The 14,424-nt window shown below is 70.6% G+C and carries 10 protein-coding genes; all 10 read right to left on the reverse strand.

The genetic code is table 11. The features are described from left to right. Positions 1 to 66 precede the first annotated feature (66 nt). On the reverse strand, positions 67 to 1,083 hold the full coding sequence (locus tag EUA94_RS07750; RefSeq protein WP_129426306.1) for a DNA-directed RNA polymerase subunit alpha: 1,017 nt from the start codon (positions 1,081 to 1,083) through the stop codon (positions 67 to 69). A 119-nt stretch (positions 1,084 to 1,202) separates the two neighbouring features. Next, positions 1,203 to 1,811 (reverse strand): 30S ribosomal protein S4, encoded by a 609-nt coding sequence (rpsD, locus tag EUA94_RS07755; RefSeq protein WP_129426307.1) that lies wholly within the window; start codon positions 1,809 to 1,811, stop codon positions 1,203 to 1,205. Positions 1,812 to 1,839: 28 nt separating this feature from the next. Further along, complete coding sequence (gene rpsK, locus EUA94_RS07760) at positions 1,840 to 2,235, reverse strand: 30S ribosomal protein S11 (protein WP_056906616.1); 396 nt, start codon at positions 2,233 to 2,235, stop codon at positions 1,840 to 1,842. Positions 2,236 to 2,296: 61 nt separating this feature from the next. Continuing rightward, complete coding sequence (rpsM, locus tag EUA94_RS07765) at positions 2,297 to 2,671, reverse strand: 30S ribosomal protein S13 (RefSeq protein WP_036490072.1); 375 nt, start codon at positions 2,669 to 2,671, stop codon at positions 2,297 to 2,299. A gap of 159 nt (positions 2,672 to 2,830) precedes the next feature. Next, on the reverse strand, positions 2,831 to 2,944 hold the full coding sequence (gene rpmJ / locus EUA94_RS07770) for a 50S ribosomal protein L36 (protein ID WP_038272979.1): 114 nt from the start codon (positions 2,942 to 2,944) through the stop codon (positions 2,831 to 2,833). A gap of 31 nt (positions 2,945 to 2,975) precedes the next feature. Next, on the reverse strand, positions 2,976 to 3,197 hold the full coding sequence (gene infA, locus EUA94_RS07775; protein WP_056599768.1) for a translation initiation factor IF-1: 222 nt from the start codon (positions 3,195 to 3,197) through the stop codon (positions 2,976 to 2,978). A 203-nt stretch (positions 3,198 to 3,400) separates the two neighbouring features. Further along, positions 3,401 to 5,884, reverse strand: a complete 2,484-nt coding sequence (locus tag EUA94_RS07780; RefSeq protein ID WP_129426308.1) for a transglutaminase-like domain-containing protein — start codon at positions 5,882 to 5,884, stop codon at positions 3,401 to 3,403. After that, the gene (locus EUA94_RS07785; protein ID WP_129426309.1) at positions 5,881 to 7,071 is read right to left on the reverse strand and encodes a DUF58 domain-containing protein; all 1,191 of its coding nucleotides are present in this window, start codon (positions 7,069 to 7,071) and stop codon (positions 5,881 to 5,883) included. The genes EUA94_RS07780 and EUA94_RS07785 overlap by 4 nt, the downstream gene beginning before the upstream one ends. Positions 7,072 to 7,079: 8 nt before the next feature. Next, positions 7,080 to 8,051, reverse strand: a complete 972-nt coding sequence (locus tag EUA94_RS07790) for an AAA family ATPase (protein WP_129426310.1) — start codon at positions 8,049 to 8,051, stop codon at positions 7,080 to 7,082. A gap of 70 nt (positions 8,052 to 8,121) precedes the next feature. After that, positions 8,122 to 14,385, reverse strand: coding sequence for a fibronectin type III domain-containing protein (locus EUA94_RS07795; protein ID WP_129426311.1), 6,264 nt, complete (start codon positions 14,383 to 14,385; stop codon positions 8,122 to 8,124). Positions 14,386 to 14,424: the final 39 nt, after the last annotated feature.

A 14,424-nucleotide genomic window follows, 5' to 3' on the forward strand; every position in this document is an offset into this window, starting at 1 on the left:
TTCCTTCTCTCGGGCCGTGTCAGGTACCCGGGTAGACGACCGGCACTGTGCCGGTCGATTTTCAGATCAGAGCTGCTCGTCCTCGATGAAGGCATCGTCGTCGTCGTCGCCGTAGGCGGCGAGGGCGGCGTGCGGGTCGAAGCCGGGCGCGCTGTCCTTGAGCGAGAGACCCATCTCGACGAGCTTGGCCTTCACCTCGTCGATGGACTTCGCACCGAAGTTGCGGATGTCGAGCAGGTCCTGCTCCGAGCGCGAGATGAGCTCACCCACGGTGTGGATGCCCTCGCGCTTGAGGCAGTTGTAGCTGCGGACCGTGAGCTGCAGGTCCTCGACCGGGAGAGCCAGGTCGGCGGCGAGCTGCTCGTCGACGGGCGACGGGCCGATGTCGATGCCCTCGGCCTCGACGTTGAGCTCACGGGCCAGGCCGAAGAGCTCGACGAGCGTCTTGCCGGCCGACGCGATCGCGTCGCGGGGACGGATCGACGTCTTGGTCTCGACGTCGATGACGAGCTTGTCGAAGTCGGTGCGCTGCTCGACTCGGGTGGCCTCGACCTTGTAGGTCACCTTCAGCACGGGGCTGTAGATGGAGTCGACCGGCATGCGGCCGATCTCGTTGTCGGCACCCTTGTTCTGGACGGCCGAGACGTAGCCGCGGCCACGCTCGACGACGAGCTCCATCTCCAGCTTGCCCTTGTCGGACAGCGTGGCGATCTTGAGCTCGGGGTTGTGGACCTCCACACCGGCAGGCGGCGTGATGTCGGCGGCGGTGACGTCACCGGCACCGGACTTGCGGAGGTACATCACGACGGGCTCGTCGTGCTCCGAGGAGACGACGATGCCCTTGAGGTTGAGGATGATCTCGGTCATGTCCTCGGTGACGCCCTCGATGGTCGAGAACTCGTGGAGGACGGAGTCGACCTTGATGCTGGTGACCGACGCACCCGGGATCGAGCTGAGGAGCGTACGACGCAGCGAGTTCCCGAGCGTGTAGCCGAAGCCGGGCTCGAGGGGCTCGATGACGAACCGCGAACGGAACTCGTCGACGGTCTCTTCCGTGAGGGACGGGCGCTGAGCGATGAGCACGGAGTTTTTCCTTTCCGGATCCACCCGCTATTTGACGGATCCGAACATGAGGTTGGCGGAAGGCGAAGCTGGAAGAGGGCGTCGGCGGCCGCCCGGGACGGGCGGCCACCGACGGTGGTTCACTTCTTGGAGTAGTACTCCACGATGAGCTGCTCCTGGACCGGCACGTCGATCTGCGCGCGGACCGGGACCTGGTGGATCAGGACGCGCATCCGCGTGGGGATGACCTCCATCCATGCCGGGGTGACGCGCTCGGCGTGGGTCTCGCGAGCCACGATGAGCGGGGTCAGCTCGAGCGACTTCTCGCGCACGTCGACGATGTCGTGGTCGGTGACCTGGAAGGACGGGATGTCGACCTTCTTGCCGTTGACCAGGAAGTGACCGTGCACGACGAGCTGGCGGGCCTGGCGACGCGTACGCGCGAAGCCGGCGCGGTAGACCACGTTGTCGAGGCGGCACTCGAGGAGCTGCAGCAGGTTGTCGCCGGTCTTGCCCTGGCGACGGCTGGCTTCCTTGTAGTAGCGGACGAACTGCTTCTCCATCACGCCGTACGTGAAACGAGCCTTCTGCTTCTCACGGAGCTGCAGGAGGTACTCGGACTCCTTGATGCGGCCGCGGCCGTGCTGGCCGGGGGCGTAGGGACGCTTCTCGAAGGCGGCGTCGCCGCCGACGAGGTCGACACCGAGACGGCGCGACTTGCGGGTCATGGGACCGGTGTAGCGGGCCATGTTTCAGTCTCTCTTTCTCAGTCTCGGGTCAGACGCGGCGGCGCTTGGGCGGCCGGCATCCGTTGTGGGGGGTGGGCGTGACGTCCTGGATGGTGCCGACCTCGAGGCCGATGGCACCCAGCGACCGGATGGCGGTCTCACGGCCCGAGCCCGGACCCTTGACGAAGACGTCGATCTTCTTCATGCCGTGGTCCATGGCGCGACGGCCAGCGGCCTCGGCAGCCATCTGCGCGGCGAAGGGGGTGGACTTGCGCGAGCCCTTGAAGCCGACGGTGCCGGCAGAGGCCCACGAGATCACCGCACCGGTCGGGTCGGTGATCGTGACGATGGTGTTGTTGAACGTGCTCTTGATGTGGGCTTCGCCCTGAGCGACGTTCTTCTTCTCCTTGCGGCGGACCTTGGTCGCGCGGCTCTTGGGAGGCATGCATTAACTCCTGAGGTCTGGTCTGGAAGCTTCGATGACGAGGATCAGCGCAGGGCGCCGATCACTTCGCCTTCTTCTTGCCGGCAACGGTGCGCTTCGGGCCCTTGCGGGTACGAGCGTTGGTCTTGGTGCGCTGTCCGCGGACCGGGAGGCCCATGCGGTGGCGGCGACCCTGGTAGCTGCCGATCTCGATCTTGCGGCGGATGTCCGCCTGGACCTCACGTCGGAGGTCACCCTCGATCTTGAAGTTGGCTTCGATCTCGTCGCGAAGCTTGACCAGCTCCTCGTCACCGAGCGTGTGGACCCGAGCGTTCGGGTCGACGCCGGTGGCGGCCAGGAGCTGCTGCGAGCGGGTACGGCCGATGCCGTAGATGTAGGTGAGTGCGATCTCGATGCGCTTGTCGCGCGGGAGGTCAACACCAACGAGGCGTGCCATGTGGCGGTTTCCTTGTCTCTTCTCGCATCGGTTTCTGGTCGTGTCGCGTCCCATCCCGCCTCGGGTGGGCTCCGGCCGATACTCCGGAGGTGATTTCAGTCAGGTGGTGCCCGACCTAGCGATCACGTTGTGGTGTTTCAGTTGTTGAGCGGGTCTTGCTCAGCCCTGCCGCTGCTTGTGGCGGGGGTTCTCGCAGATGACCATGACGCGTCCGTGACGGCGGATGACCTTGCACTTGTCACAGATGGCTTTGACGCTGGGGTTGACCTTCATGTCAACAAATCCTCGCTACTCGGCTGGCTGGTTACTTGTAGCGGTAGACGATCCGACCTCGCGTGAGGTCGTACGGCGAGAGCTCCACCACGACGCGGTCCTCGGGGAGGATCCGGATGTAGTGCTGGCGCATCTTGCCGCTGATGTGGGCGAGCACCTTGTGCCCGTTGGCCAGCTCCACGCGGAACATGGCATTGGGAAGGGCCTCCACGACGGTGCCCTCGATCTCGATCACGCCTTCTTTCTTCGGCATGTCCTCCACAATCTGTTGTCTGTTTGTCTACCGTGGCCCGGGAACCGCCCGGCACCTGCGAAGGTGACCGGTGGACCTCGTGTGCGGTTCCTGGGAGCCTCTTCCCGGGCACACGCACGACACGTCGAATGGACGAGTCCTACGAGGTCCGGGCAGCCGCGAGGCGCCACGAAACACAGCCCACGTTGGGCCGACGCACCAGTTTAGTCAGGCGTACCCCGAGAACGCCAATCAGCAAGCCCGCGCAGCCGAGCGAGGCGGCCGGGGGCGGGCTCCGGCCCGGCGAGGCCCTCCCCCGCGCCCTCCGGCGAGGTGGTGGCCGGGCGCCGCGAGCGGCCGGGACGCAGCGATCGTACGCTCACCGCCGCGCGCAGGCGCTGCCACGTGCCGACCTCCTGGGACATCGCCCGCCGCTCGCCGTCGACCGACTCCCAGTACGTCGTCGCGGCGGCCTCGGCGGGCGCGCTCGGACCGAAGACGAAGCTGTCGGCGCGGCGGGCGAGCGAGCCCGCCTGGCCGGACACGATGCCCACCGACTGCTCGCGCCGGGTGACCGTCGGTCCCAGGGGCACCACCTGTCCCAGGTCGCGGGCGTGGTCGACCAGCTCGCGCCAGGCGCCGACGAAGCGGGCGGAGGCGGAGTCGGCGCTGCGGCGGCGGTGGCGGCGCAGCGCCTTGAGCGCGAGGACCGCGCCCAGCAGGAGCGCGACGAGCAGGAGCGGTCCGCCGACGTACGTCACCACGAACCCGACCCACGACGGCAGGCCGGCGATCAGCCCGTCCTCGTCCTCGTCGGCCCTCTTGCGGGTGGCCTTGCGCTCCTTGAGGTCGGCGTCGCTCTGCTCCCCCGCGTCGGACGGCGGCGGGATCGGGTTCGGCGGCGGGATCACCGTCCCGGACATCGGGGTGTTGGTCTCCGGCACCTGGTCGGACGGCGGCGTCTCGCCCATGAACGCCTCGGTCGGCAGGGTGCGCCAGGAGCCGTCGGCGGCCCGGAGCTCGACCCACGCCGAGACCTCACGGCCGGTGACCACACCGCCCTCGGGCACCACGGCACCCAGGACGACCCGCGCAGGGACGCCGATGTCGTTGGCGATCAGCGCCATCGTGGCGGCGTACTGCTCGTCGTTGCCGACGATCTGCGGGGCGTTGACGAACTCGTCGGACAGCCGCCAGATGCTGTGGCCGGCCACGTAGATGCGCTCGGTGCGCCCGACGCCGTCGGAGTACTTGCCCTCCGAGCGGAGGTGCTCGGCCGCGGCCAGGACGCGGGCCATCGGGTCGCTGCCGGCGCCCTCGGTCCACTTCTCGGTCGGCCCCTGGATGAAGGCGGCACCGGCCGGGAGGCTGGTCACCTCGGATGAGCCGACCGTCTCCGGGGTGAGCACGTCGTCGGGCTGGACCGCGGTGAACGAGTACCGGTCGCCGGCCTGGAGCCCGGTGGGCACGACGGCCGTCGACGTGGCCAGGTTGTAGCGGAAGACCTCCGCCTTCGAGCGGGCGTCGGCGGTCTCGAACGCCATCGACTGCAGCGCGCCGACGGTCGGGAGCCAGACGCCCGCGTAGCCCTCACCGAGCGTGACGGTCACGTCCAGCTCGCGGCCGAGCGCGCCCTCGGCCGGGTCGGCGACCGGGTTGTCGATCGTGGAGGAGACCCGCTGGAAGGAGTCGTCGGCAGGACCCGGGAGGGCGTTGTCGCTGGCGCCCCACACCATGCCGTCGTAGCGGTCCATCGCGGCGAACCGCACGCGCGTCCCGGCCGGCACGCCCTGGATCTCCAGGAGCGTCTTGTCGTAGACGTTGGCCCGGTCGGTCTCGCCCTTGAGGTTGATGTACTTGCGGAACCCGGCCAGTGGCGAGGGGTAGCGGCCGATGTCGAAGGGCGGCGCCACCCAGTTGCGGGCCACGGCGCGCTCGTCGTCGGCACCGGCGACCAGGGCGCTGGCGGGGAAGGCGATCCCCGCGGCCAGGGCCAGCATCGCGACGGCGCCGACGCCACGGACGTACGACGTGCTGCCGCCCTGCACGGCGGCGCTGGCGCGCCGGGCCCGGATCGCGAGCCAGCCCAGCGCCAGCCCCGCGAAGACCGATCCCTGCAGGAGGAGCGACTGCGGGTGGCGTACGCCGATCAGGATCGCGCCCGAGAGGACCAGGGTCATGCCGAGGACGGGGAGCACCGCCGCCAGCCACGCCCGACGGACGGGCAGGTGGGCGAGGCCGAGGCCGACGAGGCCGGCGAGCAGCCCGGCCAGCCAGGGCAGCACCAGCAGCGGACCGTCGCCGTCGACGGGGGGCAGGGTGGTGAGCAGGTCCTTCCACCCGAAGACCGCCTGGTCGGCGACGCGGGCCAGTGTCGAGGCGCCCGGCAGCACGGTGGTGTCGCCGACCGAGCGCAGGCAGAGCGGGCCGCCGAGCAGGAAGAAGAGGACGACCAGGATCGTGACCGCCGAGATGATCGGCCAGCCGGCCGCCCGCGTCAGGTGCGTGACGACGACCGCGATCACGACGCCGAGCATCCCCACGACGAGGTAGGACGTGCCGGTGAACGAGGTGCCCAGCGCGCTCAGCGCGATGCCGGCCAGCACGACGGTGAACGCGATGTCGATCCACGAGTGCCGGTCGGGCAGCAGCGGGTGGGACCGGACCCGCGTACGGGTGCCGGTGCTCGAGGAGGAGGCGCGGCTCATCGGACGGACCACCTGAGCAGCCCGCCGAGGTCTTCCTTGGCGGCGAGGTGCAGGACGTGCAGGCCACCGGTCTCGGTGACCCGGCTCGTGCCGGACGGGTCGACGACGATGCCGAAGCGGCGGACCTCGGGCGGGAAGGCGGCGGCGGAGCGCAGGAGGTCGGTGAAGTGGGTCTCGGCGCCGCCGACGAAGAAGGCGAGGCTGGTGTCGCGGGCCAGCGTGGTGGCCTGTCGACCGGACTCGATGATGCCGCGGTCGCCGAAGTCGGCGCGACAGACCGCGTCGAGCGCGAGGTAGCCGTCGGAGCCAGACGCACCGGCCGAGGCGTGCGACCCGCAGACGAACGAGACGTCGAACTCGTCGAGCACCGCGCGTACGGCGATCGACGCCGCGACCGCCATCGCGGTCTCGAAGTCCTCGGGGTCGGACCAGGACGCGAGCCGGTCGTCGACCACGATCGTGGCGTGGCTGCGGCGAGTGTCGAGGTACTGGCGCACCAGCAGTGCCGACTCGCCGGTGGAGGCCATCACCTTCGCGGAGGAGCGCCAGTGGATGTGGCGCAGGTCGTCACCGGGGACGTACTCGCGGAGGGCGTGGAAGGCGAGGTCGCTCTGGCTGACCGCGTCGGTGGAGACCCCCTCGAGGTCGCGGAGGAGACCGGCGCCGAGCGACTCCATCGGGACGAGGTGCGGGCGCACCAGCACCTCGCGCACCGGGGTCCACACCACGTCGCGCGAGAAGATCCCGATCGGGTCGCCACGCCGGGTCATCGCCGGGCCCACCGAGATCACGCCGCGGCGCTCGGTGCGGATGGTGAACGACTCCTCGTGGGTCGCGCCGGGAGCGAGCGAGCTGATGCCGTAGCGGTGGATCGCCGATCCGACCGGCACCTCGAGGGTGGTCGGGACGAGCCGCGTCGACGCGCGGTTGACGACGAGCACGCCGGCGGCGACCGACTCCCCCGCCGCGACCCGCTCGGGCTGGAGGCGGAGGTCGACCGAGACGGACGTACGACCCATGAGGAACGGGACCGCGAGGACGAGCAGCACCGGGCAGGCAATGCCGAGGACCGCCAGCTCGCCCCACTGCGTCACCGTGGCCACCAGGAGCGCGCCCAGACCGAGCATGAGGACCAACCAGCCGATCGGCTTGATGACCTCGAGCGCGTCGTTCAACCGCTGTCGCATGGGAGTCGTCAGGCTCCGACGCGATCGGTCGGGGGTGCGACGGAGTCGAGCAGGCGCGAGATCACCGTCTGCACGTCGACGCCGCTGAACTGCGCCTCGGCGTCGAGGAGCAGGCGGTGCGAGAGCACGGGCTCGGCGAGGTCCTTGACGTCGTCGGGGACGACGTGGTCGCGACCGTCGGCGGCCGCCCACGTCTTGGCGACCCGGACCAGCGCCAGGCAGCCGCGCGGGGAGAGCCCGAGCTTGACGTGCGGCTGGCGTCGCGACTCCTCGGCCAGCTCGGCGACGTAGCCGATGACCGCGGGGTCGACGTACACCTGGTCGGCGAGGCCGCTCATCTGCGCGATCGTCGCTGCGGTGATCACCGGGGTGACCAGCGCGGCGCGGTCGCGGACGGCCGCGTTGTTGAGCAGCTCGACGGTGGCCTGCCGGTCGGGGTAGCCGACGGACGTCTTCATCAGGAACCGGTCGAGCTGCGCCTCGGGGAGGCGGTAGGTGCCGGCCTGCTCGATGGGGTTCTGCGTGGCGATCACGAGGAACGGCTTGCCCACCGGGTGCGCGACTCCGTCGACGGTGACCCGGCCCTCCTCCATCACCTCGAGGAGCGCGGACTGGGTCTTCGGCGAGGCGCGGTTGATCTCGTCGGCGAGCACGATCGTGTGGAAGATCGGGCCGGGGTGGAACTCGAACGTGCCCTTGTGCTGGTCGTAGACGGTGACGCCGGTGACATCCGAGGGCAGCAGGTCCGGGGTGAACTGCACCCGCGCGTGGCTGCCCTGGACCGTGTTGGCCAGCGCCCGCGCCAGCATCGTCTTGCCGGTGCCGGGGAAGTCCTCGATCAGGACGTGGCCCTCGGAGAGCAGGCAGGTCAGCGCCAGGCGTACGACGTGGCGCTTGCCGAGGACGGCCTTCTCCATGTTGTCGGTGAGCTGGTCGAAGGTGGACTTGAACCACTCGGCCTGTTCGTGGCTGATCGTCATGTCGCGTTCCTGTCGGTGCTGTCAGCGGATGGCGGGGATGAGGGCCCGAGGTCGGGCGGTCGGGCGGCGGCTACCACGTCGCGGACCCGCTCGACTGCTGGCCGAAGAGTCCGTTGCCCCGACAGTTCACCGTGGCGCCGTTGGGGCTGTACCAGTCGGTCACCTGGGTCACCTGCCCGGAGCCGGTGGCGCTGAAGCTGTAGGTGCGCCACCCGGAGTAAGAGTTCCAGCCGAGCGACACCGAGCAGGTGAAGCCCTCGTAGAAGCCGGAGACCGCGAAGCTGACGAACCCGCAGGACGCCACGTCGCAGGCGGGCGGCTTGTTGTTGCCGGGGCCGTCCCAGCAGTTGTTGCCTCCGTCGGAGTCGCCGTCGTTGCACGCAGTGCCCTTGGTGACCGACACCCCGGGAGCGGGTACGCCGCTGGTGGCCCGGTTGTCGCGGTAGGCCTCGCCACGACCCGCCGGCGCACTGTCGCGCAGCCACACCTCGAGCCTGATCTGCTGGGCGAAGTCGGCCGTGGTGCCCGTGATGTTCCGGCTGAACGTGCCGGTCTCCGGGATGTTGAGGACCTGCTCGGCGCCGCCGTCGATGCGGTAGTAGAGCTGGGTGGCGTCACCGTTGCTCGACCCGTTGACGGTCCAGGTGACGCTCTTGCCGTTGACCACCGGCGCGCCGATCTCGCTGAGCATCCCCTCGAGCCGTCCGAACGACTGGGCGCTCTGCTGCCCGCTGAGCGTGCAGCCGGCCGGCGCCTTCTCGTTGCACACGCGGAGCTGGATCTGGTACGGCTGCTCGTTGCTCGGCACCTGGATGCGCGTGGTGATCGGCCCGGTCTGCTGGTTGAAGATCCTGTTGACCAGTCCGCCGACCAGGATCTCGACCTTGCTCTGCGTGCCGCGCGAGTCCGGCACCGTGTACTGGAGCTGGAGCTCCTGGTTGTTGCCGGTGGGAGCCGCGGTGAACGCGCCCCACTGCGCCGGTCGGCCGACGGCCTCGATGGCCGTCCCCTCGCTGGGCTGGGAGCGGTTGCCGGGCTGGTTGGCGGCCACCACGCGGTAGGTGTAGGTGTACCCGTCGTACGGCACGCCGGCGTGGGTGCAGGTCAGGCTGGCGAGCTTCTGGCAGCCCGGCACCGAGCCCGACGTGACGCCGTTGGTGTAGGTGACGGTGTAGACCGTCGGCCCCAACCCCTCGGGCAGGACCGCCTGCCAGCCGATCCTCAGGTCCGTCTGGTTCGACCCGGCCTCGAGGTCCGTCACGGTGGGGGCGGGCGGCGCCGGCGGCGTGCCCAGCGGCTGGAACTCGGCGGACGACCGGGGCGCGGAGTAGTCGACCTTGTTCTGCGCCTTGATCGTGAAGACGTACTTCTCGTTGTTGTTGAGTCCCTGGGCCTTGAAGGTGGTCGTGTTGCCCGGCACGGTGCCCTGGCCACCGACCCATGTGATCGTGTAGTCGAGGATCCGCGACGTCGTCGAGGGCTTGTCCCAGGCGATGGTGACCTCGCCGTCACCCTGGGCCTGCAACCGGATGTTCTGCACGCGACCGGGCTCGGTGTCGGCCCGCGCCGTGCGCGACAGGTCGCTGTAGTCGCTGGCGCCGACGCGGTTGAACGCCCGCACCCGGAAGTTGTAGTTGCCACCGGTCTTGAGCTTGCGGAAGACGCACTCGTTGGTGTCGCACCGCTGGGTGGCGCCCTTCCGCTCCTCCTTGACCTCGTAGTAGAGGATCGGCGCTCCGCCGTCGTCGTCGGGCGGCTCCCACGACATCTTGATGGTGTCGACCTCGTCGGAGACCGGGTAGGGGCGCGGCTCGCCCGGCGACGACGGGACGCCGATGACCTGGAACTCGACCCGCGCCTCGGCACGGCGCTCGGCCGGCGGGTCCGAGGAATTGATGTCGCTGACGACGAGCCGGAACGAGGCCTCCACACCGCGGGCGTCCTTGCTCGCGGTCAGGGTGAGCCTGCTGCCCTCGGTGGTGGCGCGCACGTCGGGACTGCCGGTGCTCACGACCGACACGATCGTCGGGTCGGGGTCGGACACCCCTGCCTCGAGGTAGGCGGCGATGTCGAAGGTGCGGCTCTCGCCGGCCTCCATCGTCTCCACCTTGATGGGGTTCATGGTCGGGGGCGGCGCCTGCGCGAGGCGGAAGCGCACCTCTTCGGTGTTGCTGTCCCCGGCGCGCACGGACAGCACGGCCTCGCCGCCCTGCGTTGCGGAGTCCGACGCGGTGACGGCGACGACCGAGCCGTCGGGGCTGTTGACGTCGACGCCGTCGACGGACGTGCTCCACTCGGCGGCGTACTCCAGGCCCGCGGCATCGCGCGGGTCGGGCGTGAACACCTTGCAGAAGGTGGCGATGTCGAGGTCGTACTGCTGGCCGGCGGAGATCGGCACCACCGACGAGGGGCACTCGAGCTCGGGCTTGTCGTCGCCGACCTGGACCGGGATGGACAGGAGCACGGTCGCGCCGTCGTCCGTGGTCGTGGTGTCCTCGTTGCCGTTCTCGTCGGTGGCGGTGGTGACCTCGACCAGCACGGCACCAGGGCCGCGGAAGCTGTCCGGGGCCGAGAGCGTGAAGCCGCGGTCGCCGTCCGGCCCCACGTTGAGCACGGTGGGCGAGGCCGACCAGGAGCGTCGGCCCGACGCGAGCCGGACGTCGGCGCCGTCGGGAGCGGCGATGTAGTCGGCGATCTTGCCTGTCGTGGTGTCGCCGGAGTCGAGCGTGATGAGCGAGTCCTCGATGACGTACGGCAGCCCGGTGCCGGTCGGCGGGATGTAGACCGAGGCGGTCGTCGAGGCGCCGTCGCCGTCCTCGACGACGAAGGGCAGGACCTTGGGCGCGGCACCGCGGTCGGCCCGTACGGACACGCCGTCCACGACGGTGGCCGACTCGTCGCCGCTCACGTCCGCGACGGAGAGGTCGTCGACGGAGCCGTCGGGGTCGTACGCGCCCTCGAGCACGTCGACCACGACGCTGCCGCTGTCGTTCACGCGGCCGAAGGCGTCGTAGACGATCGGCGGGTTGTTGAAGCCCTCGGAGGTGTCGAGCGTCATCGTCGCCCGCGACTCGCTCAGGCCGTTGGAGACGCTGTAGACGATCACGACCGGGGGCGCGTCAGCCGTGGCCGGCGCCGGCACGGTCACCAGGTTGGTCACCGGGTCGCGCTTCGCGTCGGCCGGCGCGTCGAGGAGGGTGACCTCGACCGCGTCGCCCGGGGCGACGAAGTCGTTGGCGAGCGGGTCGAACGTCGCCGTCCGCCCGGGCGCCACCGTCAGCCGGTCGTCGACCGCGAGCGGAGGCTGGGGCTGGCCGGGCTCCACGACCGCGACCCGAACGGTGCCGGTCGCGAAGGCGCCCTGCGAGTCGACCACGGAGTAGGTGAACTCGTCGGTGCCGACGGTGCGCGGGTAGGCCTGGTACTGAAGGAAGTTGCCGCCGTAGCTGACGATCCGGCCGAGCCGGGGTGCGGACGTGATGCCCGTGACCGTCACCGGGTCGCCGTTGCGGTCGACCCCGGTGCCCGGGACCCGGACCTTCGCGAAGTCGCCCGACACGACACGGCTCTCGAGCGTCGGCGGCTCCGGCGGGTCGTTGGGGTCGTCCTGCGGGACGACCGTCACGCGCAGGACGCCGTTGGCCTTCTGGCCCTCGAGGTTCTTCGCGACGTAGGTGATCTCGTAGGTGTCGCGCTCCTTGAGGTTGTCGGGCGCGACGTAGCGCACGACTCGCCCCGAGACGAAGGCGCGGCCGACGTCACCGGTGACGTCGACCGGAGCGACGACCTCGAGCTCACCGGGTGTCTCGCTGTCGACGAGGTCGCTGACCAGCGTCAGCCGGTCGCCGGCCGGGGAGACGTCGTTGTCCAGCACCGGGGCGCTCACCGACGAGCCGGCCCGGACGACGACCCGGTCCCCCGCCGTGATCGGCGTGTTGTCGGCGGGGGCGTCCCGCTGGATCACCACGACCTCGCCCTGCACGCCGGAGCTGGTGCCGTTGGTGATCGTGTACGAGACGGTCTGGGTCCTGGGCGAGAGGTCGGGCTGGACCGCGGAGATGCGGAGCCACCGGCCCTCGATGATGGCGACGTCGAGCTGGCCGGCGCGGTCGCCGGCCGCGCGCAGGGTGACGAGGACCCCGCCGGCCGGGTCGAGGTCGTTGGCCAGCACGTCGACGATGCCGGGGGCCTGGCCGTAGACCGTGAGGGTGTCCGGCATCGCGACGGGGTCCGCCGCGCGCTTGGGGCGGGGCTTCACGTCGACCCGGATCGTGCCCGCGTCGAGGTCGGCGTTGCCGTAGCCGGCGTCGTAGGTGAGGAAGTAGGTGCCCGGTTGGTCCCCGGTGAAGGTCAGCTGGCCGGACTCGAGGTCGGAGACGACCTTGGCGCCGGGCTGCTGCGGGACCTTCCCGCCGAGGCTGAGCTCGGCGTTCGGGGTGTTGGGGTCCGAGCCGGGGAGGTCGTTGAGCAGCGGGCGGATCTTGATCGGCTTGCCGACCTCACCGCGTACGACGTCGGGCTCGGCGCTGGGCGGGAACGTGTCCTGGTCCTTGGGCGCCTGCACCTGGAAGGTCAGCGACTTCTTCACCGGCGCGGACCGACCGTCGGTCACGGCGAACTCCACGCGCACCGCCTGCGCACCCTCGACGGCGGAGGTCGGGGCGGTGAAGCGGATCCGGCCGTCGGCGGTGGTGCGGGCCGCGGCACCGGTCTCGGTGCCACCCACCGCCCGCGCCGAGTCGAGCAGCAGAGTGTCGCCGTCGCGGTCGTCGCGCCAGTCGGCGAGGACCGGCACCGCCAGCGCGCCGCCGTGCGGCACGCGGTAGACCGGCTTGCGGTAGCCCTCGCGCAGCTCCGGGGCCTCGTTCTCCTGGCCGTCGCGTACGTCGACGCTCACGGCCGCGCGCGCCGACAGCCCGTTGCGGCCGTCGTCGATGAAGTAGTCGAAGGTCGCGGGCCGGGCCTTCGCCGGCATCTGCAGGATCAGGGTCTGCCCGTCCGGGCTGATCTCGACGCGGGCACCGCCGGAGGGCTGGTCGACGTCGACGATGCTGAGCAGCCGGCCCTCGGGCGCCGCGTCGTTGTCGAGCGGGTGCAGCACCGTCGTACGACCGGCACGCACGCCGTAGGAGTCGGGCTTGGCCGTCGGAGGTCGGCGATCGGCCTCGCTCGGGTTCTCGTTCTCGTTCTCGTCGTCCTCGTTCTTCTTCTTGGAGGTGAAGTCCTCCCAGTTGTCGATCCTGGCCGGACGCTCGTCCGTCACGTCCCAGACCGTGCCGCTGTTGGCGTCGTTGAGGACGATCTCGCCGCGGTTGACCCGGAACGCGAGGCTGGTCGCGTCGCCGTCCAGCGGCTGGGGGTCGGCGGCCTGCGACCCGCACTGCTGCGCCACCGCACCCAGTCCGCCGGACCACGCCCCGAACACGCAGGGGCCGAGGCGGACCGGTCGTACGGCCGTCCCGGAGCTCGTGGCGACGGTCGTGACCTCGCCCGAGTCGAGGTCGACGCTGAGCAGCGACTCCGGGGTGCCGACGAGCACGGCGTCGAAAGAGGGGCCGGCCTGCTGGAGGACGCTTCCGGCGGGCACGGAGGCGGTCGCGCCGTCGACGACGCTGAGCACGCCGGAGTCGGAGTCGACGGTGACGACGCGTTCGCCCACGGTGGTCACGTCGCTGACCTGCCCGGCATCGCCCGGCAGGTCCCTCGTCGTCGCCTTGCCGAAGCCCGCTCCGGCCGGCGCCGGCGCGAGGGTGGTCACCGTGGCGTCGTCGGCCGATGTCACCACGATGGTGCCGCCCTGGCTCACCTCGAGCGCGGCACCGGCGCCGGCCTCGGCGATCGCCTCGGACTGCCGGTCGACGGAGCTCATCACCGGCTTGCCGACCTCGCGGTCGTAGCGGACGGCCCAGACCTCGCCGGTCTCGGCGTCGACGCTGGCGAGGGTCCCACCGCCCATCGCGACGGCACCGGACGACGGCACGGCCGCGGACCCTCCGTCCTGGAGCTCGAGGCGGCTGGTCTCGATGGACTGGCCGCGGGCGGAGTCGACGCTGAGGGTGACGACCGCGGCGCCGTCCTGGACGACATCGAGCCGCGTCTTCCCGTCCTCGCTCGGCACCACGCCGTCGAGCTGGTTGATCGGCTTGTTGAGCCGGCCCGACCAGCCCTTCTTGCCGTTCACGACCCAGACGCCACCGTCGTTGAGCTCGGCCTCGTGCTTCTTGTACCCGTTCGCCGTGACGGCGTAGCCGACCACGGCGGCGCCGGCGATCGCCAGTGCGACACCCGAGGCGATGCCCACCCGGTGCCGACGCACGAAAGTCGCTCGCGCCACGCCATTCCCCCTTGGCCCCCCGAATGACGTGCGCCCGCC

Origin of the sequence: Nocardioides zhouii, from assembly GCF_004137345.1 — a bacterium.
Taxonomy (GTDB): Bacteria; Actinomycetota; Actinomycetes; order Propionibacteriales; family Nocardioidaceae; genus Nocardioides; species Nocardioides zhouii.

Bases quoted from the DNA above. Each gene is read 5' to 3' on its own strand.
- EUA94_RS07780 (WP_129426308.1), bottom strand. From the start codon at position 5,884: ATGAGCCGCGCCTCCTCCTCGAGCACCGGCACCCGTACGCGGGTCCGG.
- EUA94_RS07785 (WP_129426309.1), bottom strand. From the start codon at position 7,071: ATGCGACAGCGGTTGAACGACGCGCTCGAGGTCATCAAGCCGATCGGC.
- rpmJ (WP_038272979.1), bottom strand. From the start codon at position 2,944: ATGAAGGTCAACCCCAGCGTCAAAGCCATCTGTGACAAGTGCAAGGTC.
- rpsD (WP_129426307.1), bottom strand. From the start codon at position 1,811: ATGGCCCGCTACACCGGTCCCATGACCCGCAAGTCGCGCCGTCTCGGT.
- EUA94_RS07790 (WP_129426310.1), bottom strand. From the start codon at position 8,051: ATGACGATCAGCCACGAACAGGCCGAGTGGTTCAAGTCCACCTTCGAC.
- infA (WP_056599768.1), bottom strand. From the start codon at position 3,197: ATGCCGAAGAAAGAAGGCGTGATCGAGATCGAGGGCACCGTCGTGGAG.
- rpsK (WP_056906616.1), bottom strand. From the start codon at position 2,235: ATGCCTCCCAAGAGCCGCGCGACCAAGGTCCGCCGCAAGGAGAAGAAG.
- rpsM (WP_036490072.1), bottom strand. From the start codon at position 2,671: ATGGCACGCCTCGTTGGTGTTGACCTCCCGCGCGACAAGCGCATCGAG.